A 19,975-nucleotide genomic window follows, 5' to 3' on the forward strand; every position below is an offset into this window, starting at 1 on the left:
CTGCTGAAAGGTGTACAGCAGCCCGGCAAACAGCCCAATACAAAAGCAGTGAGCACATGCCTCTTGCCTGCACGTAGGTCGGAATTAATTCCGACCTACAAAATATGTGTGCTGCCAGTCTTCCCATTTCTGACAGGGTTGTTGAGCGTGTACCAGACGACATTTTCGTAATCTTTTTGATTGCGGATAACGTGGTCATAACTTTCAGCTTGCCAAAACGAGCCGCTTCTTCCTAACACTTGATTGCATAACCGCGCCGTGCGGCCTTTGAGCCGTTTCATGGTGTCTGTGAGCGGATATTTGGCTGTGACTCCTGTATGCGCTGGTTTGAAGGAGTGTTCTGTTGTCTTAATGACCAAATGGATATGGTTGGGCATGAGACAATAGGCTATCAATAGGTATCGTTGCCCGTCTAGCCTGTGAATTTCATCGGCGACAATGTGTGCCATGCGCTCATCCGCTAGCCAGCGCGGGCTTTCTTCAACGCAGCGGTCGAGCCATGCGTCGAAATGTTCGAAGTATTTTTTGTCCAAGGTGTGCCGTTCTTTGGCTTGGTCTGCGCTGCTGGGTTTGGCGTGGATGATGTGCTGTTCACGCTCATGAGTTGCCTGTAATGCTTGCACGATATGACTAGGCAGAGAATTTGCCAGCCGCAAGGTAATGAAAAACATTGCGCTTTCGGGTTGCCAGTGGGGAAGTTTGCGCCTGTAGTGCAGTATACGTTCTGTCATGTTAGGTTCGTTGTTCACGCTATGTTCCTCTCTGCATAGGTCGGAATGAATGCCGCACTATGTCATATGGTGGGCGGAATGAATTCCATGCCGCCTCTCTACGGCGATCGGAATTCATTCCGACCTACATGCTGCGCTCGACAAGTTCTATCTCTTCCTCCATTAGCTCATACAGCGTATACAAAAGCTAGAGAAGCAGCGTGTAACGGGAGTTCGAGATTATCCACTAAGCCTGACCGGGTCAGGTTGCTCGATCTGGTAATCACTCGCCATCGCGGTCACCTTCTTTAACGTGACGATGTATACTTTGGCGTGAATGTTCCGCAAGGGATAGGCGCGAATTTCTAGTTTGCCGTGCTGAACCAGTTCGGCTGCGCGCAATATCGAGACGTATCGCACCGCCAAGCAGTAAACGCCCCTATCATATCACATCTGTATTTCTGAATCAGGTCTGGCAAAAACGCAGCAGGCAGTGTAGGTCTTTCTCCTCACCGCAGGGCTGACGGCGGGCGCACTCGCCGTGCCGGCGGCGTGACGCTTCGCTCATCGGGCGCTTCTGTCACCGGAATTTGGAATTGCTATTCCGCCTTCATCACCCTTGACATCCAAAGCCAAACCTGTTATCATTTTCGATGTCGATATAAGAATTGATAACTATCATCCCAGCCATGCCACTCAAAAACTTCGCCGTTATCAACCATCCGGTCCGCATGCGCATCTTTCAGGTGCTGCATGCCGGGGAACTCTCCATCAATCAACTCTCGAAGCGCCTTCCTGATGTCCCCAAGCCTTCGCTCTATCGGCACATTCATCAGATGCTCGAAGCAGGCGTTATTGTGGTCACACGCACGCGCCTGGTCAACGGGATCGAGGAGCGTTTCTTCTCAGCGGTCAACGAACTGATTGACCCCGCGGATATCAGCCAGCCCGAAGGCCTCGAGCAGTTTGCCGATCACGTGCAGTTGTACGGCAACAGCGTGGCGCAAGAACTTATGCGCTACATTCTGTCGAGTGGCGACCCATGCGACAAAAACATCGCCGTCCGCGACCACGTGTTTTATGCCTCCGAGCAGGAGTTTGTTCAGGCGCGTGAAACGATTTATCAGCTGTTGAAAGAGCTGGAAGCCGCACCCCCGGCGCCTGGACGCAGGAAATACCGCATGTTCATCATGGCGCATCCGGCGGGTTCCGCTGAAGAAGAGTAATCGTTCTCAAACAGCGCGCGCCTGGACTGTGTGTGCAGCATCCCCGTTTTTATCAATCCATACCTTATTCGTGAGGTGTTTATGCCAACCTGGATAACAAATAACCGATGTACGATTTAGCCTGGCAGGGGCGGTGGCTTACCCCGTGGTGGGGCGTCTTTGCATTGGCGAGCGTGATGCTGCTCGTCTCGTCGTTGTTTGGCTTGCCGGTGCAGTTGGCGCAGATGGCGCTAGCTGGCTTTTCCGAGTCGGAAATGGCGGCTCAGCCGCCTTTGCTGGCCGGGCTTTTCATGGGCTTGCTGCTGGCTGTGTCGTTCGGCACGCTGATTGTGCTCGTCTGGCTGTGGGTATGGCGCTACGAGAAGCGCCCGTTTGCTACGCTGGGATTCGAGCGGCGCGGCGCGCTGTTCCAGTATGGGCGCGGCCTGTTGATTGGTGTGCTGGCTTTTGGCGGGTCGGTGGGGCTGATGGCGCTCTTCGGTTATGTTGCCCCCGAAGCCGGCGACCCGGCGCGGGCGGGACTGGCGGCATTGGGCGGCGTGCTGCTCATCTTTCTGCCCGGCTGGTTCATTCAGGGCGCGGCGGAAGAAGTGCTGACGCGCGGCTGGATGCTGCCGGTCATCAGCGCGCGCTATCGCCCCTGGCTGGGCATTCTGCTCTCTTCGCTCTTTTTTGCCGTCATGCACGGTCTCAACCCCAATGTGAGCATTCTGGCGCTGGTCAACCTGATGTTGTACGGGCTGTTTGCCGCGCTATACGCCTTGCGCGAAGAATCGCTGTGGGGCATTTGCGCCTTTCACTCCGTTTGGAATTGGGCGCAGGGCAACCTGTTTGGGCTGGCGGTCAGCGGGCAGGAGACCGGGGTTGGCACGCTGTTCGACCTGATGGAAACCGGACCCGACTGGTTCACCGGCGGTGCGTTCGGTCCCGAAGGCGGGCTGGCAGTGACGATTGTGCTGGTTCTGGGCAGCGCGCTGATGGTCGTTTGGCCGAAATCCAGCCAAACCTCGCAAGACGCTTCGGTGGAAGTTTTTCTTCGGTAGAAGGGCGAAATGTCTATGCAAGTCGAAATTCTGTATCGTCCATCCTATTCGCTCGGCGTGGTAACGCTTGCCCCCAATGAGCAAATTCGGGCCGAGGCCGGCGCGATGGTCAGCATGTCGGAGGGAATCACGTTAGAGACGAAAGCGGAAGGCGGTCTGTTCAAATCGCTCAGCCGCGCCATTCTTGGCGGCGAGAGCTTCTTTCAGAATTTCTTTACCGCCCCGCCGCAGGGTGGCGAGATTACCTTCGCTCCTGAATTGCCCGGCGATGTCTTTACTCTGACGCTGAACAATGAGCGGCTGCTGGTGCAGACTGGCTCGTATCTGGCTTCGGAACGGGGGATCGAGGTTAATGCGAAGCTTAGCCTGAAAGCCTTCGAGGCAATGGAAGGTCTCGCCATTTTGGAAATCTTTGGTCGTGGCCAGCTGTTGCTCTCATCGTATGGCGCCATTCACGAAAAGGTGCTGAGGGACGGAGAAACGTACATCGTTGACTCCACGCATCTCGTTGCGTTCAGCGCCGACATGACCGTTGCAGACCGGCCTGTCGGCGGGTTGAAATCCACCCTCTTTAGCGGCGAAGGCTTTATCGTACAGTTGCGCGGGCCGGGGCGGGTTCTCTTGCAGACCCGTTCCCCCCGCGCCTTTCTCGATTGGCTTGTTCCGCAATTGCCGCGCACCAAAGAATGAGAGGCTGACCGACATCCCGATTCGTGAGAAAGAAGGCCAGATATGAACGCCAACCAAACCCAAACCATCTCCAACCCGATTCTTGATTTCTTTGCTTTCCTGCGGCGTCCAAACGCAGAGACCATATCTGCTCCGCTCAAGCAGAAACTTCTGGTTATGGCGGTTATCGTTGCGCTGGACATTCTGATTGGCATTCTTGTAACACTGGTGACCGCCCCCATTGAAGCGCTGATCTCGGTGCAGGCGCAACATGCAGGAGAGGCTGTTGCGCAGTTGGGTTTTATGCTAGCCCTGGCGGGAATTTTCGTTGCGCCCCTCATCGAAGAGGTGACATTTCGGCTCTGGCTGGCCCCGAATCCGCTCTTCTTCTTTATCTCGTTTGCCTTGATTACAACGCAGTACGCACCGCTGCCGTTTACCGGTCAGTTGAGAGAGGTGGGGCTGGCGGATGACTTCCTCGTGTTGGTGAGAATCGCCTTTTACCTGATAATCGGCGCCGTCATCACGCTGTTTTTCTATCTGCGCCAACGAGGCGGGAAACCCTACGCCGATTTCTTCCGCCGTTACGTTGCAGTGTACTACTATGTGGCGGCGATTGTGTTCGGCTTTGTTCACCTGAGCAACTACAACTACAACGTCGAACCCTGGTGGTACGCGCCCGTGCTTATCCTACCGCAACTGATTGGGGGATTTGTGTTCGGGTATATCCGCATTCGGCTGGGATTCTGGTACGCCGTGCTGGCGCACATGGCAACCAATCTGCTCTGGACGCTGGGCGATGGGATGAACGCGCTCTTTGGCGAGACGGGCGGGGTCGTCTGGCTGGCGATTCTCTTCGTCTCTTCTCTGGCGGTGGTGGTGATGACGTTCAGGAAAAATCTCGTTTCGGTCGAGAAAGCGCTGCCACAAGGGTAATTCACGCACCAAGCCCTGCGAAACGATGACGACTTTCCTTTCGCAGGGCTGGTCGGTCCGACGACGGTGCGGGCAGCCATTAACCCCCCCAGGGCCGCCGCCGATGATCAACAGAGAAGCGCCCATAACATATCACTTTTGCGAAAAGAAAGCATCCACAATCAGCCGGGTAGTATCGAGATTGCCGCTCTGCGCGCCAGCCGCAGGCAGTTGACCGGGACGCGGCGGCCACGTGTGTCCGCCGTTGTAGACGATATATGCCCTTACCTGCGCTCCGTCCGCGCAATTGGCGTAGGTCTGCTGTTCGACAAATGTGCCATCTGCCACTTCCACCGGCAGGTTGACCAATTGCGGCACGGAGTCGCAGCCGTTGGCAGCGGCAAAGCGCCCCACCGATTCGGCTTGCGAGACGACCTGCCCGCCTGCGCAGCCAAAGCGGATGCCCTCGCAAACGTTACCGCCCTCCAATGGAATGAGCGGATCGGCGCTGCCGTTGACGGCCAGAAAGTTCAACGGCGCGGTAGGGGCGCAGGTCGCAAAAATCGGCTGCGGGATGTTGGCAATCACCGGTGCGATACCGGCGAACACGCCCTGCGTCTCGCAGCCCAGGCGGTAGGTCATCATCCCGCCGTTCGAGGCGCCGGTCACATACACGCGCCGCTCGTCCAGTGGGACGCGACGGCCAATGTCGGCGATCATCTCCAGCAAGACTTTGACATCGTCCACGCCCGAAGTTGCTTCCGTGCCGCGCCCATCGTTCCAGTGGGCGGCATGTTGCCCGGCAGAGCGGTACGAATCGGGATAGGCCACATAAAAGCCGCGCTCATCGGCGTAATCATCGAAGCCCAAAAAGCGCTGCATTTTCTGGCCGCTGCCGCCCCCGCCGTGCAGGACGATAAGCAGGGGCAGCCGCTGCCCCTGCCGCGCAGCCGGCGGGACGTGCAGGATGTAGGTGCGTTCCAGTCCGTCTACGGTCATCGAAAGATCATGATTACCAGGGCGCAGGGACTCGGTCTGCGGACGGACGCAGGCGGTCAGTGCCAGCAAAAACGCCAGGGAAAGGAGAAAAAGTCGTTTCATGGTCCCTCCTGCCGCAGCGGGGTTTCGGCGCGGTACAAATGCCAGACAGCCTCGCGCGCGCTGCTGCCTTCAGCCACGTTGTAAAACACCCACACCTGCGTCTCGCCGACGAACGGCTCCGGCTCGGCTTTGGCAGTCAGCGAATCGGTCAGCAGCCATTGCCGCCCCGGTGATTGGAACAGCGTCGCAAACCAGATTTCGCCCGGTTTGCCGAAGGTCACGTCCCAAAAATTGCGCCCGGCCTCGTTGATCTGGTACGCAACGTATGCCTGCCCGCCGAACAGAATCGGCTCCGCCGATTGCGCCAGCGCCGGGTGGGATAAACCCGAGGCAGGCGGGGCGATGGTCTCGGCGAGGCTAAACCGTGTTTCGCCAGAGTCGCGGGTATAGACGTGCAGCCGCGCCTGCGCGTCTATGCCGGGGATGAGTATCTCCTGCCCGTTCCAGAACCAGCCGTAGGGGTCTATTTTGTCGCCGGGGTCGTCTGTCACCGCCTGCGGGACGGGGTTGGGCAGGGTCAGGTCGAGCATGCGCACCTGCACCGTGCCGTCTTCGGCTGCAAAACCGTATGTGAGGGCGGACTCGCCCTTCATCCAGCGGGCAAAGCCCGAATCCATCGGCGCAAACCTGGTTCGGCGCGGGCGTGTTTGCCGTTCGACGACATGCACTTCGGTGGGGTTCTCCAGCGAAATGTATTGCAATTCCACCCAGTTGTTGCGCGGGTTGGCGGCGCCGTGAACGCTTTCGTCCCGAATCCAGAAGACATAGCCGCCCGCCTGCCCCGGCAGGACAGTGGGATAGATAGCGCGGCGCAGCGCGTCGGGCGGGGTGGGCAGCGATTGAATCTCGCCGGACGTGGGGCTGCTGGGGCGGACGAGGATCAGACTCCCGTCCCGGTCTGCGCCGACGTAGTACGCGCCGTCGGCGTCCAGGCCGGGGTTAGCGCGCCCGTAGATGGTGCTTTCAAAAGCGCGAAAGCCCTTGCCGTCGGCGGGGATCAAGTCGCCAGTGTGCGGGTCTACGCCGCAGTGCCAGACGATGCCGTTGCCCTGCTGGTCGGTCATCTCGAACCAGACCATGTACTGCCCATCGGCGGTGAACTCCACGTTGGCGTAATTGACCGCCGGGTCGCCGACCATGACGGTGTGCGGAGTAAATGCTGCGGGGATTGGGGAAGTGGTCGGTTGGGCGGATTCGACCGGGGTTGGTGAAGCCGGTTCAGGCAAGGAGTCTGAGACGCTGAAGCGGCAATTCACGCCAAGCATGGTAAGCAACACGGCAAACAGGATCAATCCATTTTTCACGGTGAACCTCCGGTGCATAAATACCTGTCCTGATGGTATCCTGCGCCTGTGTGCAGATTGTTAGGAAGATGTGTTTTTTTATGAAGAGTAGGGCTTGTCATGCGCAATCAACAGCAAAGAGCGAGGGTTCGTCGTTGGAGAAAAACGCCAGGGCATGCCAGCCCGCCCACAACAGTCCCGGCATGAACGAGGCGTCGCGCGCGCCGGAACGCGCCTGCACACGCAGCAGGGCAACGCCGCGCCAACCCGTCTCTTCGCCCAGCCCGGAGATGAGGATCCAGATCAGCCACAAGCCACCTCATACTATTGACTTTCGTTAATTGAAAGGAACAATTCCAATTCCAGTCCGGCAGATTGGAAGAACGAGCGAATCAGCTGCGTCTGCGCACCCTTGTTCTCGAGCGCCGCCGTGACCGCACGCTGCACGTCGTCCACATCCTGAGGAATGACATTGGCCAGCTCCCCATCCTTGCTGTGATTCCAGACCATCTCCACCGGATTCAACTCAGCCGCCCGTCCGGACGTTCGACGGCAGTCGCCATTGCATCACGCTTCCACAATTTGAATCACGATGCCGCCAAAGCGGGCTTCATCGGCGTAACAGCGCCTGCCGCGAATGAAACACTCATGCGAAGGGTACGGCAGACCGCTTTCGCGCAGGACGGCATAGAAACCGCCGCCCATACCTTCGTTGTAGAAATCGAGCGGGCGGCCCTGGGCGTCGCAAGCCTGCGCGGCGCATTGCGAGCAGACGGCGCGCGGGTAACGCGGGTCGAAAGGCATGGGCGCGCCGCACAGGGGACAGAGGTGACTCGCACTCATAACGTTCAGCGCAAGAGGAGCGGAATTTCGCTCAGAGCCTATCCGAAAAATCGTTGACTGAAGTGCGACCGGGTAGGCGAAGGTCTTGCCTTCGCCTACCCAACAGTGCTGGTTTCCCTACGTTGTTTGACGGGCATGCACCAACCGGGCAATGACGGTAAGACCGAGGCAAGTTAACAGCACAAGAAAGGATAACTGCGTCTCCAGCCCAATCAATGGATAGTCCATAACCCCATGAACCAGGCCCACAAGCGCGATATTCCGGGTCTGAACGAACAGATAGGCAAATCCTATGCCCAACAAAAACAGCATAATCAGACTAACCACCAGCGTGACCGCATCCAACTCGCCGGATAGCAGCCAGGATATTCTCACCGGCAGATGCCAGAGTGAGAAAAACGCACTGACAAGGACACTCGCAAGAATTGTTCGGCGACGACTCGTCCCTTGGGTGAAATAGTGCCGAAAACCGGCCAGAAAACAGCCGCGAAACAAGACTTCCTCTCCGAGACCACAAAGAACCAGGCGCTCAAGATTTGCGCCCCGATTTTCCAGGTCGGAACGCTGCGCAAGGTCCGAAATGCTTCAGGCCATTTGACCAGCCCCAACAGGTGGGCCGTTAACGCATAGAACAGCCAACCTGCCAGCGTCCACCCCACAGCCTGCCAGATCAAGCGTGCGTTGACAGGCAACGGGATATTATCTCTCCTCAGCCCGACAAATGCCAACAGGTAAAGCAACAGATATATGCCCAATTGGAGAAAATACACCGGCAAGCCATCCAGCCCCCAATGCTCTATCACCATAAAAAACAGCAAGGGAAGCAGGATTGTCGCTACGATGATGCCGATGAGCAACGCCAGCCCTTGTTTGGGGGCATTGGATTCCTCAAGACTGGACATCTTGTCTTCTCCGATTGCTTTGTTCAATCAACCGCACCGCCGCCGCCACGCCGTCCGGTTCGGCGCGGAGGGCGGCGGCTTTCTGGCGTATGTGGTCAACTGTATCCGGCGCGGGACGGCAGCCACATTCACAGCGGTTTGGGGCGCGGGATGCGGGACCGACGCCCAACTGCGCTACCTCGTTGCCTCATAGAGCGATCAACCAGATGTTGCACAATACTTGTGCATGGTGACCGTCGAGCGGCTGACGTTGGCTTCGACAGGCTCAGTCAACGTCAGCTGCTTCCGGGTTCTGGTTGATTGCTCTATAAGTTCGCAATAGAGCAATGCCCCAGACAGTGACAGGGACGTAACTGATCTCCTCTACAGCCGGCTGACCCTCGAACTCGTGAAATTCAATCGTCATGTGGCGCGGCTGTCCGCTCTTGCATCCGATGGTGGCCAGCACCCCAACGCCGATAGAGCAGGATGGGCGTTTGGAACAGGAGTTTCAAGAAACCTTTTGATAAGGCTTGCGCTGAAGATCGTTCCGCGCACCCCAGCGTTTGGCTTGCTGCCTCCAGCCCACTCCGCCGAGCAAACGATACAGCCAGACCGGAATGAAGGGCTTTTCGATGAATTTTTGCGCCTCGGCAGGGATGGGCTGTCCCTGCGCCAGCGACTCGGCGGCCAGTTCGAGCGCTTTCTTGAGCGGGATGACCCGCCCTCCTGCTTCGTTGAGCGGCGCGCCATGCACCAAACCTTCGCCCGCACCCAGTGCCAGATTGCCGAGCCAGTGATAACCCGTGTTGGCCGCAAATTCGGCGCAGATGGCAAGGGCGTTGGCGCTGTGATGCCACTCCGGGAAACCGCAGTTGGCAAGGGCGGCAAAACTCCCGCCCTGGTTCGGGCGCGCAGCACGATGGGCGGCGAGACGCTCCAGCAACAGGATGACCGGCGCAGGCAGGGTATCCACATACAGCGGGAACGCCAACAGCGTCAGATCGGCGGAGTCCGCCTGATTCAGCAGGGTTTCCATCTTTTTCGGGTTGTTCAGCACAGGGTAGATGAGAACGGTTTCGGTTTCGATGCCGCGCGCGGCGAGACGCTCCAGCAGGTATGCGCCGATAGAATGGGAGGTGCTGTTGCGTCCGCGCGGACTGCCCACCAGCAAGAGGGCGCGGCGCGGCGGATTAGTCGAGACAGGGGAAACGCTCCAGGACGGCAAAACAGGCTGCGGTTCCGGCAGGCGGCGGGCAATCGCCGCGAGCGCGGATTCGATTTGAGCGGCGAGCATTGCTTCCTGCTGGTCGCCCGTCACAATCTCACAATGCCAGGCCTGAGCGTAAAAGTTCAGACTGTTGCGCCAGACCAGGTGACGGAAGATGTTCCCGGCAACGAGGTTGGGGGCGGGCTGCCAGCCGATGGCGAGGAAGTCGGGGTAGCGCTCATAGCGGCGAGCGTGATGGGTTTCGCCGTTGAGGGTGGTGAAGAAAGGCGCGATGTTTTGAATCTGATGGTCAACGGCTTTTTTGAGCGCGGCGCTGTAGCCGCCAAAGGTGATAGGACTGAGGTAGATGAGCAAGTCGGCGCGGATGATGGCGGCGGCGATGGCGCGGTTGTCGTCATCGGTGTTGCATATGCCGGGACGACGCACCCAGCAGAAGAAATCCCCGGCGCAGTTGCCGATTTTGCGCTCACGCATGGTGAAGGTCTCGACGGCGTGGTTTTGTGCGTTCAGTTGGCGCAGCAGTTCAGCGTGGATGCGCTGACCGAGAGCGTCATCGGCGGCAGAACCGTCTAAAATTGTGATTTTCATTCGGCGCTCGATCTGTTTCAGAAAGAAATAAACAGTGTAAATATACACTGTTTATTTCTATTTGTCAAGAGGAAAGTGCAGGGCAGGCGGCAACGACGCTGAAACCGGTCATCACGCGAGTGTTTTCAGCCAGCCATCGGTCTTGAGCGTCCGCCATCTCTGTCATACCTCCCTTGCCCGAAAGCGCCACACAGCCAGAGCAAAAAAGCCCAACGCGTAAGCCAGCAAAATGCCGGCAGGCTGCCAGACCGACGCCATCCCCAATCCACGCACCACGATGTTCTGCAAGCCGTCCATAGCCCACGCGCCGGGGGTGAGATGCCCAATCGCATAGAACGTCTTGCCGGTCACTTCCAACGGAAACCACGCGCCGCCCAATGAGGTGAACAGGAACATGGCAATCAGACAAAAGAGAATGACCTGCTCTTCCCCGTGGGCCAACATGCCGATGAACAGCCCCATGCTGGCGATCCACAGGCTGAACGCCGCGGCGACCAGCAGCACGCCCAACGGCTCGCGGAAATAATTGACGTCTAACACAAGCTGGCCGAACAGGATGAGCAGGAGCGTCTGCTCTTCCTCCGAGTCGATGCGTCGCGCGCGGACGGACTGCGCCCCGCGCCAGGTCTGCACGGTAGCGAGCGGGTTGGCTTGCAGGTTGCGATACCAGTCCGTTCGTTCGCCCCAGCCGCTCATCACGGTAGGCTTGCCCTCGAACTCGTGAAATTCAATCGCCGTGCGGCGCGGCTGTCCGCTCTTGCGTCCGACGGTGGTCAGCACCATGAACAGACGCCCAACCAAAACGCCCAATCCGAGCCGATAGAGCAGGATGGGCGTTTTGAACAGGAGTTTCAGGAGACCTTTGGGGTAGGGGATGGTCTCGACCCACGCTTTTTCAGGCATGGGAACGCCTCGTTTTCGGCTGAGCGAAGATTGCCCATTCCACCAGAACAATCGAATCCGCCGACAGGAAAAGCAGCGGCAACGCTCGCTCCGCCGGGATTGATCTGCTTCACTCGTGAAAGAAGCGCTCGACCGGAACCGGCAGCGGCGCCGCCTGCGACGGCAGCCGCGCCTGACCGCGAAAGACGCCACGGGAACGATAGGACCCCTGCTCCAGAACGAGAACCTCGACCGTTTGGGCTGCCGGATCGACCACCCAGTACTCACGCACGCCGGCGCGCGCATAGGCATCCTGTTTCTCGCGCCGGTCATACCCTGCTGTGCCGGGGAACAGAATTTCCACCGCCAGGTCGGGGGCGCCAACAATGCGGCTGCGGGTGATGATGCCGAGGTTGGCGGTCAGAACAACGACAATATCCGGCTGCACCACGGTATCGGGCGCCAGTTCGACGTCAGTTGGCGCTGCAAAGACGCGCCCCAAACCCGCGAACTGGATATGGGTGACAAGAAACGTGACCATTCGCACACTGACGCTCTGATGTCCGGTTTCTGGCGCTGGCGTCATGTAAAGCACTCCCGCAATGATCTCGTAGCGGTTCCCGTCTTCCGGCAGCGCCGCATAATCGTCGTAGGTCCAGCGTCCCTGCGGCGGTCCGCTCATCGGCGTGACGACGGTGACGATGGGGAGGGTATCGAGGAGGTCTGATACGGTCATAGGCGCCTGCCTTTCACGAATGTCTGCTGGCATTGTAGCATGCCCGTATTCGCTTGGCGGAGTGAACGTGCGACAATCTATGGCTGCGATGGGTGGTTCCAGCGCAGCCACGATGTGTAGGGCGTGAACTCTGGTGTGAAGCCTCTGTGCCCTCTGTGTCCGCAGTGGTCAATCGCTCTATCGCCCTCTCACCTGCCATGCCCGCTCATACTGACACCGAGGAGCGTCGCAGCGGTTGCGAAGCGTTCCGTCCAGAGGCGCGCCCGCTGATCGCCGGTGACCGCGCGCGCTGCCAGCGCCGAGTGGTGGGTTGCGCGAATGGCGAAGAGGTCGTTCTGGGCGCGCCAGAGATCAATCTCGAACGGTAACGCGCGCACCAGCCGCGCCAGGCTCAACAGTCGGTCGAGCAGCGCCGAGGATTCGGGATCGGTCAGGAGTCGCGCAGTCGTCTGTTCGATGGCGCGGCGCAGTTCACCGATCAACGGCTCGCGCGCCAGCGAGACCCCCGCCCGGCGCGCAGCGTCGATCAACGACCGCGCCCGGTCGAAGTCCGGCGGTTCCGCCGTCAGCGCGCGATAGACCGCCATGCTCATGGCATACTCCGCAGCCCTGGCAACTTCCGGCGGCAACGGAATACCCTGGTTGGTCAGGAACGAAATGAGCGGCGTGTGCCGGTCGTAGAGACGCTGGTAGGCAGCAGCAGTCTCTTCGAGCGCCGGCGTCAGGATCGCCTGCACAATCGCGCGCTGCTCATCGTAGAAGACCGACTTGAGCGAATAATCGAGCCGCCCGAAATGATTGGTCAACGCCTGAACCACTCCCGCTAGATCGGCGCGCTCGAAAGCGGGCGAGATCGTGTGGAGCAGATCGGCATAACTCGCTGCGCCATCCTCGGTTCGCACTCCGCCGATCAGGTTCTGGTCGCCAAGATGTAAGACGCCATACCGCAGTTCCGCCGACTCGAGCGTAATGGTCGAGGTCACCCGCGCCACTCCCAACGCCAGTTTTGCGTGACCGGCTTCCATCACCCGGTGCCGGCGTTGCTCGACGGTGTAGCAGTACACTTTCCCTGGTTCGCTCTGTGCGTTGAAGAGCGATGTGGCGGCGTAGTGCGCCGCAACCTGACGCAGATCGACGACGTGCGGCAGTACCAGTTGCTCATAGACGCCGCGACCATTAACGAACTGTGGCAGATTGCTTGGCGCTTCCGCCAGCCGTCGCAGAAATTCCGGCTCCAGATCGTCGCCGTCGAGCGTGCGCGCCAGTTGAATGGCGCGCGCCGCATATTGCAACACCTGAACGGTTTCAAGCCCCGAAATCTCGGCGAAGAACCAGCCGCAACTGGTGTACATCAGCATCGCCTGGCGCTGGATTTCGAGCAGGTGCAACACTTCGACCTGCTCTTCGGCATTCAACTCGCGCGTCGCATGTTCAGCGAGGAAGGTATTGATCGACTCAGGCGAGCGGTCGAGCACCACCCGAATGTAGTCGTCGCGCGCAGCCCACGGATCGAGCAGCAGACGCTCGGCAGCAGCCTCAAAACGCGCCGCCAGCGTGTCGCGCAGCCAGTCGAGCGCGGCGCGTAGGGGCGCGCGCCATGTTTGCTTCCATCCCTCGCGCCCGCCATTGCTGCACCCGCAATCGCTGCGCCAGCGCTCGATGCCATGGAAGCAACTCCACGAGGTGCGTTCGGCAATCTGCACCTCGTGCATTGGCGGATGAATAGTAAGAAACTCGGAGTAGTTCGTCAGACGCGCCAATCGCTCCCGTTCGAGATAATAGAGCGCATAGGCGAGCGCCATATCGCCGCGTGGATGGTGATGCCCGTAGGTCTCGCCGTCGGTGGCAATGTGCACCAGTTGCGCTCCCGGACGCCCATTGAACCCGCTCAGCAGACGATGGGCGAAGTTGCCGCCATTGTAGAGCAGACCCTCGAATGCGACCGCGCGCGAGATCGGACCGTCGTAGAAGAAGATGGCAATCGAGCGTCCTGACGGCAGTCGTTGCAGATAGGGCATCGTCGGGTCAATCTTCCCGCCGCTGACATCCTGCCATGTCGTCGCGCCGATCTTCCGCACAGCGCGCACCTGATAGGGCGACAGGATGGTAAAGTGAATGCCACACTCCGCGAGCACCTCCAGAGTCTCAGTATCGACGGCGGTCTCCGGCAGCCACATCCCTTCCGGCATGCGCCCGAAGCGTCGCTCGAAATCGCGGATGCCCCAAATGACCTGCGTGCGCTTGTCGCGTTTGTTGGCGAGCGGCAGGATCATATGGTTGTACGCCTGGGCAATCGCCGACCCGTGCCCCGAAAAGAGCGTGCGACTCTGCCGGTCGGCTTCGATAATGGCATGGTACGTCGTGGGAACATGCTTTTCGAGCCAGGCCAGCAGCGTCGGACCAAAATTGAAACTGATGCGCGCGTAATTATTGACGATGTGGACAATGCGACCATCGCCGTCCAGAATGCGCGACGCTGTGTTGGGCGTGTAGCATTCGGCGACGATGCGCTCATTCCAGTCGTGATAGGGATGGGCGGAGTGCTGCGGTGCAATTGTTTCAAGCCACGGATTTTCTCGCGGTGGTTGATAAAAATGACCGTGAATACAAATGTAACGTTCCAAACCTCACCCCTGTTTTTTTCGCTCTTCCCACAGTTCGGTGAATGTCTTCGGCGCGAACGGCGGAAAATCGCGCTGTTTCGTCCATCCGTCGAGCGGCGGCGGCAACCAGCCCACGCGCCCGTTCCGCGCCAGCAGATGCGTGCCAAACGACGCCATCTTGCCGCCCAGCCGGTAGAGCGCCGGGTTGGTCATTGCCTGGCGCCAGCCGAACATTGCTGGCGGTTCGTACACTTCATACTTCCCATTTTTCACGGCATTGGCGCGCAGCCGCAGCAGCAAATCGGGGATGGCGATCTTGACAGGGCATGCCCACTCACACGCGCCGCACAGGCTCGAGGCATGCGGCAGTTTGTGCGCATCGGGGAGGTCCGGCTGGAGCAGCGGCGTCAGAATGGCGCCAATTGGACCCGAGTAGACCCCGCCGTAGGCATGCCCGCCAATCGACTGATAGACCGGGCAGGCATTCAGGCAGGCGCCACAGCGAATGCACATCAGCGCCTCGACATACTTCCCGCCGATGATCTCCGAGCGGCGATTGTCGAGCAGCACCAGGTGGAACTCCTCCGGTCCATCCGGTTCGTGAGGGCGGCGAGGTCCACTGATGATCGAGGTATAGACCGAGAGGCGCTGCCCCGTCGCCGAGCGCGCCAGCACCTGCAACAGCACGCCCAGGTCATCGAGGCTCTCGCAGATGCGCTCGATGCCCATGATCGCAACGTGGATGCGCGGCGCAGTGGTTGTCAGGCGGGCATTGCCTTCATTCTCGACAACCACAATTGCACCCTCGTTCGCCACGCCGAAATTCACCCCGCTAATCCCCATATCCGCCTGGAGGAAGCGCTGCCGCAGCACCGTGCGCGCCGTGCGCGTCATTGTTGGAATATCGTCGGTCGGTTCCATACCCAGATGCCGGACGAACAGGTCGCGCACCTGCTCGCGGGTCTTGTGAATAGCAGGCGCAATAATGTGCGACGGCGTTTCACCCGCGAGTTGAATGATATACTCGCCGAGATCGGTTTCGATGACGTCCAGCCCGGCATGTTCGAGCGCTTCGTTCAGATGGATCTCCTCTGATGCCATCGACTTCGATTTGACGATGGTGCGCACGCCGCGCTGCTGCGCCAGGTCGAGGATATACTGGCGCGCCGCTGCGCCATCTTCCGCCCAGCAGACGTGCCCGCCATGGCGTTCGACATTATCGGCGAGGCGCGCCAGCAGTTCATCGAGGTGCGCCAGCGCCCCGGCGCGAATGGCGCGCGCCTGATTGCGCAGCGCCTCGAAATTATCGACATCGGCGACCGCCTTCGCGCGATTGCCGAGAAAGCGCGTCGTTGCCCGCTCGAGCGCCGTTTGCAGCATCGAATCGTGCAACGCCTCATCTACCCGATCAAAAAACGCAATGGTCTCTGTTGTCATACCCGCAATCCTTTCCTAACCCTGTTCGCCAGCACCTCGGCGAGATGGCATGCTCGCACCCGTGATTTCGATCGGCTGAGACCGCCGGCGATCTGCGTCATACAACTGGCGTCGCCAGTGACGACCAGGTCGCAGCCGCATTCTGCGATATGCGTCAGTTTGCGCTGCAACATTGCTTCAGAAATCTGATGCTGCTTGATTGCAAACAGACCGCCGAAGCCGCAGCACTCGTCGCTGCCTGGCAGCGCAACGATGCGCGCGCCGGCGACGTGTTCGAGCAGGATGCGCGCCTGCCGTCCCAATCCCATATATCGCATCCCATGACAGGCGTCATGCACCGCGATCACCCCATCGTATCTCGCGCCAACGTCGGTGACGCCAAGCACATCGACCAGGTATTCGCTCAGTTCATAGGTGCGCTGCGCCAGTTCTTTCGCAGCGGCTTCGTGGCGTGTGCCGTGAAACAGTTCGTGGTACAGATGACGGATCGTGGCGCCACACGAACCGGAAGGAAGCACTACGTCCCCCTGGTTGCGTAGAATCTCGATGGTGCGTCCCGCAACAGCATAGGCGTCGTCGCGGAACCCGGCATTGAACGCCATCTGACCGCAACACGTCAGTCCACGCGGAACGACCACTTCGACCCCCTGGCGTTCGAGTAGTTCTGCTGCGGCAAACCCGATATCGGGATAGATCTGATCAACAATGCACGTAACGAAGAGCACAGCGCGCCGATGCGGTTGCGCGGTCATCGAGGACCTCTTCTCTCTACTGAGACGATGCGTATTCCATTCGCATTATAGCAAAAGTCACCCGTGGTTGCGTGCAGTGCGGTTTCTAATACATCTCTTATCTTTTGATGGCATCCTTTTCGGGGTGCAGTGCGTCTACTCTAGTGAAATAGATATCGCGGCGGCTAACCACGACGAACAGAACAAACAGATGCAACAGCACAAGACACTGCCGCCGCCACATCCCCTCTTTCACGGTCGCTGGCAAGCGGCCGTTTTTGGTTGGAGAATCAGGAGGGGCGCCTCTCGCGGGCGCCCATAGGAGGGGTAACCCCCTGTGGTTGCCCCCCCGCGTTAGTGCCTGCGGTCGGTGGCGCCCGCTGGAGGGCAGGCACAGGGACCTGCCCCTACACCGGCGGGGACATTCACCGGAGGGGCGCCTCTCGTGGGCGCCTGGCGGAGGGGCGCCTCTCGCGGGCGCCCATAGGAGGGGTAACCCCCTGTGGTTGCCCCTCCGCGTTAGTGCCTGCGGTCGGTGGCGCCCGCTGGAGGGCAGGCACGGGGACCTGCCCCTACCATCTTGGGTGGGTTCGATGGCGTTGTGCGACCGTCTCTTGACAACCAGGGGCGCGTGTGTCATCTCTGACGACCGGAATTCCCCCAGGCGCCGCAGCCGCCTTCGAGCCCGACGAAACCGTGCCTCTTAGCAAGGCTGTTCCGAATACAGGGCTTGACAACAATCCGCAGGTTGATCTTACCTCAGGTCGTCGTTCCCGGCGATGATCAACGCCTGCCACTGGCGGATAATGCGCCGCAACAGATACCGCTCCGGCGGCGGGACGTCGTCCGTCACATACCGGTCCAACTCCGTGAGCGCATCGGCAGCCCGCAACAGCATAGCCCGCTGGTCTGCGTAGTTAGTTGTCGTCATAGAAACGGCGATTTCCCGCCCGACCGCATCGAGCCACGCCAGCGCCACTCCGACCGCCGGACGGATCCGTTCCGCAACCGGCGGGAGCGCCGCGGACGCATTGGCTTCTGTCAGGCCGACAATTCTGTGATATGCCAGAAAGCGCTCCATCCAGGTGAAGACGTGGACAATCTCCGCGCCGCCGGGATAGTCCTGCACGCCCAGGTAGACCTCGCGCCATTGGCGAGATCGAAAGGAGCGGCGTCATTCTCGATCGCTTCACGTTGCTCCAGCAACCAGAAGAGCAACCCGGCGAAGCGAATCAACGGCGTTTGCGGGTTATCCGGCGACGGTTTGCCCAGTTCTGCCAGCAGCGCTTGGCGCACTGAACGAACATTCTCCCAGTCGCCTTTCTGGAGCGGTACGTCCACAAACGTATGAAGCGACGGGGTGTTCAGCAGCCGGAAGAGGAAGTGCAGCGGCTGCGGATGGTCGTGGAGATAGCGCTGCAGCACGGACCGCACCACACGGCGCTGGAAGGGATTGCGGGTCACATCGGCGAGAAGGTCCAATCCCTCCTGTTCATTGCGCTGAAGTTGCTGCAAGAGGAACGTCTCCGCCCCTGGCGGCGGCAGCACGTGCAGTTCGTCCCAGGAGAGCGGGTGGCGCCGTTCTGCGCGACTGAAGAGCGCCAGCAGCAGATAGACGAGATAGAACGGCAGCCGGAGCGCCCCGGCGCCGAACGCCACAATGCCTGCTGCGTAGACTGCTGCGTCCAGGTGGCGGACCGCATCGATAGCCCCGAGGCTCGTCACACCGAACAGCAGAAAGCGCACTTCGCCGCTTGCCACGCCACTCGCCACACCAGCCACCACAGCGTGCGCCACGCTGGCCGCCGCACCAAACGCCACACAACTCGCCACGCCAAACACCGCGCTTATGAGTGCAGCGAATAACGCCGCACCAAACGCGAATCTGAGCCAGTCAACCGGCGCACCCGGCATCCAACCGACGAGAAGCGTGACAATGACCGTCAGCATTGCGCTCAGAACCGGCGCCATCAGCACTGGGAAGTGGTAGCAGGAATGCGCAGTATCACCCAGAGATTGCTCCAACTGCTGCGGGGATTGCGATAGACCTCCGGCGCAGCCCGGTAGAGGTAATACTTCAGCGCTGTAGGCCGACAGAAGATCCAGTACGCCAGCAGCAGGTAGTGGCGCGGGTTCAGCGGGTTGAGGCGGGCGGGCAACTCGCCGCGATAGACCGGGAACGCAGGCGTGGATTCTGACGTCCGCTCGTTATGCAGCAGATAGTTGCTTTCGAGGGTCTTCATCGTTCTCAATGGCCTCCCAAAAAGGTTAATGTAAAGATGCGCAGACGCAAAGCCTCACTCCTTAAAACGATGCCCCCATTGCATCTTCGCTCCTTTGTATCAACCTTCTGGGACACCCTCTAGAGGGGGCAACTGATGTGGGGCAGGCGCGGGGACCTGTCCCTGCGTGGCGCGGATCGACGCAGGGCGGAAGCAGGGCGGGCAGGCTGTAGGAGCGCCCCCCTGTGGGCGCCCGTTGCGGGGCAGGCGCGGGGACCTGTCCCTACACTGGCGGGGATCGAGGTGGGACGGACGCAGGGCGAGCAGGCATAGGGTTCTGCCTGGACGCTGGCAGGGGCGTTCGGCACAGACGCGCCCGTGAGATCGCCACCGTAGGGGCGACCTTTCAAGGGTAGAGTTTTTCGAGTGCGAGGGGTGTTTGTTGCATCCTGACGCCTTTTTCCCCTCATCCCCCTGCCCCTTCTCCCACAAGGGGAGAAGGGGGAGTTTGCTCATCCTGATGCCTGAAACGAGCAATACAACACGAGGGCGCGACTGAAAACTCTACACTTGTGAGCGCCCTCCTGTGGGCGCCCGCTGTGGGGCAGGCACGGGGGTCTGCCCCACAACGGCGCGGATCGACGTGGGGCGGGCACGGGGGTCTGCCCCTACACCGGCGCGGATCGACGTGGGGCCGGCAGGCGCGGGGACCTGCCCTTACACCGGCGGAGGCGTTCGGCATTGGCGCGCTCGTGAGGTCGCCACTGTAGGGGCGCCCCCCTGTGGGCGCCCGCTGCAGGGCAGACACAGGGACCTGCCCCTACGTGGCGCGGATCGACGCGGGGCGGAGGCAGGGCGGGCAGGCACAGGGACC

At 60.1% G+C, this 19,975-nt stretch carries 22 protein-coding genes; 5 read left to right on the forward strand and 17 right to left on the reverse strand.

The genetic code is table 11. The annotated features are described in order from the left end of the window. Positions 1-95 precede the first annotated feature (95 nt). A complete protein-coding gene (locus tag AC3EA7_RS19740) occupies positions 96-749 on the reverse strand; it encodes a transposase (protein ID WP_488615786.1) in 654 nt (217 codons plus the stop codon). Positions 750-1,399: 650 nt separating this feature from the next. On the opposite strand from AC3EA7_RS19740, the gene AC3EA7_RS19745 reads away from it, so the two are divergent. The 4 genes from AC3EA7_RS19745 to AC3EA7_RS19760 all read left to right on the forward strand — a co-directional run bounded on the left by AC3EA7_RS19745 (position 1,400) and on the right by AC3EA7_RS19760 (position 4,584). Beyond that, the gene (locus tag AC3EA7_RS19745; RefSeq protein WP_488615787.1) at positions 1,400-1,936 is read left to right on the forward strand and encodes a helix-turn-helix domain-containing protein; all 537 of its coding nucleotides are present in this window, start codon (positions 1,400-1,402) and stop codon (positions 1,934-1,936) included. A gap of 107 nt (positions 1,937-2,043) precedes the next feature. Next, positions 2,044-2,979 carry a CPBP family intramembrane glutamic endopeptidase gene (locus tag AC3EA7_RS19750; protein WP_488615788.1) on the forward strand — a complete coding sequence of 312 codons (936 nt, stop codon included), beginning with the start codon at positions 2,044-2,046 and terminating at the stop codon, positions 2,977-2,979. 15 nt (positions 2,980-2,994) lie between these two features. Then, complete coding sequence (locus AC3EA7_RS19755; RefSeq protein WP_488615789.1) at positions 2,995-3,669, forward strand: TIGR00266 family protein; 675 nt, start codon at positions 2,995-2,997, stop codon at positions 3,667-3,669. A gap of 42 nt (positions 3,670-3,711) precedes the next feature. Next, a complete protein-coding gene (locus tag AC3EA7_RS19760; protein WP_488615790.1) occupies positions 3,712-4,584 on the forward strand; it encodes a CPBP family glutamic-type intramembrane protease in 873 nt (290 codons plus the stop codon). Positions 4,585-4,716: 132 nt separating this feature from the next. On the opposite strand, the gene AC3EA7_RS19765 is transcribed toward AC3EA7_RS19760, so the two are convergent. From AC3EA7_RS19765 to AC3EA7_RS19795, 7 genes are all read right to left on the reverse strand, one after another. Next, a complete protein-coding gene (locus tag AC3EA7_RS19765) occupies positions 4,717-5,664 on the reverse strand; it encodes a CE1 family esterase (protein ID WP_488615791.1) in 948 nt (315 codons plus the stop codon). Next, positions 5,661-6,968, reverse strand: a complete 1,308-nt coding sequence (locus AC3EA7_RS19770) for a hypothetical protein (protein ID WP_488615792.1) — start codon at positions 6,966-6,968, stop codon at positions 5,661-5,663. Before AC3EA7_RS19770 ends, AC3EA7_RS19765 begins: the two co-directional genes overlap by 4 nt. A gap of 97 nt (positions 6,969-7,065) precedes the next feature. Continuing rightward, positions 7,066-7,260, reverse strand: coding sequence for a CPBP family intramembrane glutamic endopeptidase (locus AC3EA7_RS19775; RefSeq protein ID WP_488615793.1), 195 nt, complete (start codon positions 7,258-7,260; stop codon positions 7,066-7,068). Positions 7,261-7,271: 11 nt separating this feature from the next. After that, entirely contained in the window at positions 7,272-7,463 is a 192-nt protein-coding gene (locus AC3EA7_RS19780; protein WP_488615794.1) for a hypothetical protein, read from the reverse strand. 51 nt (positions 7,464-7,514) lie between these two features. Continuing rightward, positions 7,515-7,751 carry a hypothetical protein gene (locus AC3EA7_RS19785; protein ID WP_488615795.1) on the reverse strand — a complete coding sequence of 79 codons (237 nt, stop codon included), beginning with the start codon at positions 7,749-7,751 and terminating at the stop codon, positions 7,515-7,517. 156 nt (positions 7,752-7,907) lie between these two features. Continuing rightward, a complete protein-coding gene (locus tag AC3EA7_RS19790; RefSeq protein ID WP_488615821.1) occupies positions 7,908-8,267 on the reverse strand; it encodes a CPBP family glutamic-type intramembrane protease in 360 nt (119 codons plus the stop codon). Then, complete coding sequence (locus AC3EA7_RS19795; RefSeq protein WP_488615823.1) at positions 8,162-8,692, reverse strand: hypothetical protein; 531 nt, start codon at positions 8,690-8,692, stop codon at positions 8,162-8,164. The genes AC3EA7_RS19790 and AC3EA7_RS19795 overlap by 106 nt, the downstream gene beginning before the upstream one ends. Position 8,693: 1 nt before the next feature. On the opposite strand from AC3EA7_RS19795, the gene AC3EA7_RS19800 reads away from it, so the two are divergent. Further along, the gene (locus AC3EA7_RS19800; protein ID WP_488615796.1) at positions 8,694-8,885 is read left to right on the forward strand and encodes a hypothetical protein; all 192 of its coding nucleotides are present in this window, start codon (positions 8,694-8,696) and stop codon (positions 8,883-8,885) included. Positions 8,886-9,182: 297 nt separating this feature from the next. Here the strand turns inward: AC3EA7_RS19800 and AC3EA7_RS19805 are convergent, their stop codons facing one another. The 9 genes from AC3EA7_RS19805 to AC3EA7_RS19845 form a co-directional block, all read right to left on the reverse strand. After that, positions 9,183-10,490: an NAD(P)H-dependent oxidoreductase gene (locus tag AC3EA7_RS19805; protein WP_488615797.1), complete on the reverse strand. Its 1,308-nt coding sequence runs from the start codon at positions 10,488-10,490 to the stop codon at positions 9,183-9,185. 162 nt (positions 10,491-10,652) lie between these two features. After that, on the reverse strand, positions 10,653-11,393 hold the full coding sequence (locus AC3EA7_RS19810; RefSeq protein WP_488615798.1) for a nitroreductase family deazaflavin-dependent oxidoreductase: 741 nt from the start codon (positions 11,391-11,393) through the stop codon (positions 10,653-10,655). Between the two features lie 109 nt (positions 11,394-11,502). Continuing rightward, complete coding sequence (locus AC3EA7_RS19815; RefSeq protein WP_488615799.1) at positions 11,503-12,108, reverse strand: Uma2 family endonuclease; 606 nt, start codon at positions 12,106-12,108, stop codon at positions 11,503-11,505. Positions 12,109-12,296: 188 nt separating this feature from the next. Next, positions 12,297-14,732 (reverse strand): DUF3536 domain-containing protein, encoded by a 2,436-nt coding sequence (locus tag AC3EA7_RS19820; RefSeq protein WP_488615800.1) that lies wholly within the window; start codon positions 14,730-14,732, stop codon positions 12,297-12,299. A gap of 3 nt (positions 14,733-14,735) precedes the next feature. Then, a complete protein-coding gene (locus AC3EA7_RS19825; RefSeq protein WP_488615801.1) occupies positions 14,736-16,148 on the reverse strand; it encodes a LutB/LldF family L-lactate oxidation iron-sulfur protein in 1,413 nt (470 codons plus the stop codon). After that, positions 16,145-16,900, reverse strand: coding sequence for a (Fe-S)-binding protein (locus AC3EA7_RS19830; RefSeq protein WP_488615802.1), 756 nt, complete (start codon positions 16,898-16,900; stop codon positions 16,145-16,147). The genes AC3EA7_RS19825 and AC3EA7_RS19830 overlap by 4 nt, the downstream gene beginning before the upstream one ends. A 733-nt stretch (positions 16,901-17,633) precedes the next feature. Further along, on the reverse strand, positions 17,634-17,960 hold the full coding sequence (locus tag AC3EA7_RS19835) for a hypothetical protein (protein ID WP_488615803.1): 327 nt from the start codon (positions 17,958-17,960) through the stop codon (positions 17,634-17,636). Continuing rightward, positions 17,921-18,850, reverse strand: coding sequence for a hypothetical protein (locus AC3EA7_RS19840; RefSeq protein WP_488615804.1), 930 nt, complete (start codon positions 18,848-18,850; stop codon positions 17,921-17,923). Before AC3EA7_RS19840 ends, AC3EA7_RS19835 begins: the two co-directional genes overlap by 40 nt. Beyond that, a complete protein-coding gene (locus tag AC3EA7_RS19845; RefSeq protein WP_488615805.1) occupies positions 18,850-19,122 on the reverse strand; it encodes a hypothetical protein in 273 nt (90 codons plus the stop codon). The genes AC3EA7_RS19840 and AC3EA7_RS19845 overlap by 1 nt, the downstream gene beginning before the upstream one ends. Between the last annotated feature and the right edge of the window lie 853 nt (positions 19,123-19,975).

The sequence above is a fragment of the Roseiflexus sp. genome (assembly GCF_057785375.1).

Bases quoted from the DNA above. Each gene is read 5' to 3' on its own strand.
- AC3EA7_RS19765 (WP_488615791.1), bottom strand. From the start codon at position 5,664: ATGAAACGACTTTTTCTCCTTTCCCTGGCGTTTTTGCTGGCACTGACC.
- AC3EA7_RS19750 (WP_488615788.1), top strand. From the start codon at position 2,044: ATGTACGATTTAGCCTGGCAGGGGCGGTGGCTTACCCCGTGGTGGGGC.
- AC3EA7_RS19760 (WP_488615790.1), top strand. From the start codon at position 3,712: ATGAACGCCAACCAAACCCAAACCATCTCCAACCCGATTCTTGATTTC.
- AC3EA7_RS19810 (WP_488615798.1), bottom strand. From the start codon at position 11,393: ATGCCTGAAAAAGCGTGGGTCGAGACCATCCCCTACCCCAAAGGTCTC.
- AC3EA7_RS19835 (WP_488615803.1), bottom strand. From the start codon at position 17,960: ATGGAGCGCTTTCTGGCATATCACAGAATTGTCGGCCTGACAGAAGCC.
- AC3EA7_RS19840 (WP_488615804.1), bottom strand. From the start codon at position 18,850: ATGGCGCCGGTTCTGAGCGCAATGCTGACGGTCATTGTCACGCTTCTC.
- AC3EA7_RS19825 (WP_488615801.1), bottom strand. From the start codon at position 16,148: ATGACAACAGAGACCATTGCGTTTTTTGATCGGGTAGATGAGGCGTTG.
- AC3EA7_RS19755 (WP_488615789.1), top strand. From the start codon at position 2,995: ATGCAAGTCGAAATTCTGTATCGTCCATCCTATTCGCTCGGCGTGGTA.
- AC3EA7_RS19795 (WP_488615823.1), bottom strand. From the start codon at position 8,692: ATGTCCAGTCTTGAGGAATCCAATGCCCCCAAACAAGGGCTGGCGTTG.
- AC3EA7_RS19815 (WP_488615799.1), bottom strand. From the start codon at position 12,108: ATGACCGTATCAGACCTCCTCGATACCCTCCCCATCGTCACCGTCGTC.
- AC3EA7_RS19745 (WP_488615787.1), top strand. From the start codon at position 1,400: ATGCCACTCAAAAACTTCGCCGTTATCAACCATCCGGTCCGCATGCGC.
- AC3EA7_RS19805 (WP_488615797.1), bottom strand. From the start codon at position 10,490: ATGAAAATCACAATTTTAGACGGTTCTGCCGCCGATGACGCTCTCGGT.
- AC3EA7_RS19830 (WP_488615802.1), bottom strand. From the start codon at position 16,900: ATGACCGCGCAACCGCATCGGCGCGCTGTGCTCTTCGTTACGTGCATT.
- AC3EA7_RS19785 (WP_488615795.1), bottom strand. From the start codon at position 7,751: ATGCCTTTCGACCCGCGTTACCCGCGCGCCGTCTGCTCGCAATGCGCC.
- AC3EA7_RS19845 (WP_488615805.1), bottom strand. From the start codon at position 19,122: ATGAAGACCCTCGAAAGCAACTATCTGCTGCATAACGAGCGGACGTCA.